Annotated in this window: 3 protein-coding genes; all 3 read left to right on the forward strand. The window is 65.8% G+C overall.

The features are described 5' to 3' along the window. Window positions 1–674: type I-E CRISPR-associated protein Cas6/Cse3/CasE (cas6e, locus tag VKP01_RS13205; protein WP_324413019.1), on the forward strand; the 674-nt coding region annotated here is incomplete at its 5' end. 3 nt (window positions 675–677) lie between these two features. After that, a complete protein-coding gene (gene cas1e / locus VKP01_RS13210; RefSeq protein WP_324413021.1) occupies window positions 678–1628 on the forward strand; it encodes a type I-E CRISPR-associated endonuclease Cas1e in 951 nt (316 codons plus the stop codon). Continuing rightward, window positions 1609–1905: a type I-E CRISPR-associated endoribonuclease Cas2e gene (gene cas2e, locus VKP01_RS13215; protein WP_324413023.1), complete on the forward strand. Its 297-nt coding sequence runs from the start codon at window positions 1609–1611 to the stop codon at window positions 1903–1905. The genes cas1e and cas2e overlap by 20 nt, the downstream gene beginning before the upstream one ends. The last annotated feature ends 285 nt before the right edge of the window (window positions 1906–2190 follow it).

A 2190-nucleotide genomic window follows, 5' to 3' on the forward strand; every position in this document is an offset into this window, starting at 1 on the left:
ATGAGGACAGCGCCCGAGCCAATGCCGCGCATCGGCTGATCTGGTCTCTGTTTGCCGGCGACGCGCAGGCCGAGCGCTGCTTTCTCTTTCGCGAGACGCAGGCGCCGGGCCGACTCGGCGAGCGCGCGACCTTCATGGTCCTCTCCGACAGGCCGCCCGATGCGAACCATCCGGTGATGGAAGTCGAGACGAAGCCCTTCGCGCCGGTGCTCGCCCGGGGCGATCGCCTGCAGTTTTCCCTGCGCGCCAATGCCACCGTAACCCGCAACGATGCCAATGGGCGCCTCAAGCGCCACGATGTCGTGATGGATGCGCTCACCCGAGCCGGCATCGCTGCGGGCGCGCGCGCGGAAAAGCGTCGGGCGGTCATCTACGAGGCGGGTCTGGACTGGCTCACCCGCCAGGGCGACAAGGGCGGGTTCAGGCCGGTCATCTCCGCGCTCGCGGATGCGGATGATGACGACGATGACGAAGATGTGGGCAGCCCGATGCGCATCGACGGTTATAATCGCTGGTCATTCGCGCGGCTCGGCCCGAAGGGCAGCATCTCCGTGCTGGATTTCGACGGCCTGCTCGAAGTCACCGATCCGCAGCTTTTCCGCGCGCAACTCGGCAAGGGTTTTGGCCGCGCCAAGGCCTATGGCTGCGGGCTGATGCTGATCCGTCGGGCGTAAGGGATGAGCGGTGCTTCCCCACTTCCGGGACTTGCCCCGCCACGCCCGATCTCGCTGAAGGAGCGCGCTTCGATCCTGTTCGTCGAGCGTGCGCAGATCGACGTGATCGACGGGGCCTTCGTTTCACTCGATGCGCAGGGCGTGCGCACGCATATACCGCTCGGTGGCTTTGCTTGCCTGATGCTCGAACCGGGTACACGCGTCAGCCATGCGGCGATCGCGCTGGCCGGGCGGGCAGGGACGCTGCTGGTCTGGGTCGGCGAAGCCGGAGTGCGGCTCTACGCTGCCGGGCAGCCCGGCGGCGCGCGCTCGGACAAGCTGCTCTACCAGGCGCAGCTCGCCCTTGATCCGGAGAGCCGGCTGCGCGTGGTGCGGGCCATGTTCGAAAATCGCTTCGGCGAGCCTGCGCCGGAAAAGCGCTCCGTCGATCAACTGCGCGGAATCGAGGGTGCGCGGGTGCGCGCGCTGTACGATAACCTGGCAAAGCGACATGGTGTCGACTGGCAGCGCCGGCGCTATGATGCCGGCGATTGGGAGGCCTCCGACATTCCCAATCGCTGCCTTTCCGCTGCAACAGCCTGCCTTCATGGGCTGAGCGAGGCTGCCGTGCTCGCGGCGGGGTATGCACCCGCGATCGGCTTCCTGCATGCAGGCCGCCCGCTCTCCTTCGTCTACGACATCGCCGATTTGTTCAAATTCGAGACCGTGGTGCCGGTCGCGTTCGAGGTTGCGGGCAAGGCCGCCAGGGGCCAGCTGCGAGAAGCGCCCGATCGGGCGGTGCGCCTCGCCTGTCGCGACGCGTTCCGGCGCACGAAACTGCTCGAGCGCATCATCCCGACAATCGAGGAAATTCTCGATGCGGGCGGGCTCGCGAAGCCGCAGGCGCCAGAGGATGCGCAGCCGCCCGCCTTGTCGGACGGGGAGGGTAGCGGGAATGATGGTCATCGTGGTTGAAAACGCCCCGCCGCGTCTGCGCGGGCGTCTCGCCGTGTGGCTGCTCGAGATTCGCGCCGGGGTCTATGTCGGGCGCTATGGCAAACGCACGCGCGAGCGGATCTGGGAACAGGTCGTCACGGGGATCGGCGACGGCAATGGCGTGATCGCCTGGAGTGCGCCCAACGATGCGGGCTTCGCCTTCGAGACCTGCGGAACCAATCGCCGCATCCCCTCCGATTTCGACGGCTTCACACTGGTCTCGTTTCTGCCGCAGACGCCGCGCGAATCGGGTTGACAACCGGCGGGAACAAACCAAGAATTAGTTGGTAGGCTCTTTGACATCGAAATTGATTCGTGAAATCAACAGCTTCTCGGAAGAGTGTTCCCCACGCACGTGGGGATGAACCGGCTGGTTTACAGGAGACGCATTGCCGCAATTCGTGTTCCCCACGCACGTGGGGATGAACCGTTCGAAGGCGTGAAGCTCCGCCTCGCCGACAAGTGTTCCCCACGCACGTGGGGATGAACCGGCTGGCGATCAGGCTCGAAGAACTGACCAGCCGTGTTCCCCACGCACGTG

The organism is Saliniramus sp., from assembly GCF_035311605.1.
Lineage (GTDB): Bacteria > Pseudomonadota > Alphaproteobacteria > Rhizobiales > Beijerinckiaceae > Saliniramus.

Bases quoted from the DNA above. Each gene is read 5' to 3' on its own strand.
- cas1e (WP_324413021.1), top strand. From the start codon at position 678: ATGAGCGGTGCTTCCCCACTTCCGGGACTTGCCCCGCCACGCCCGATC.
- cas2e (WP_324413023.1), top strand. From the start codon at position 1,609: ATGATGGTCATCGTGGTTGAAAACGCCCCGCCGCGTCTGCGCGGGCGT.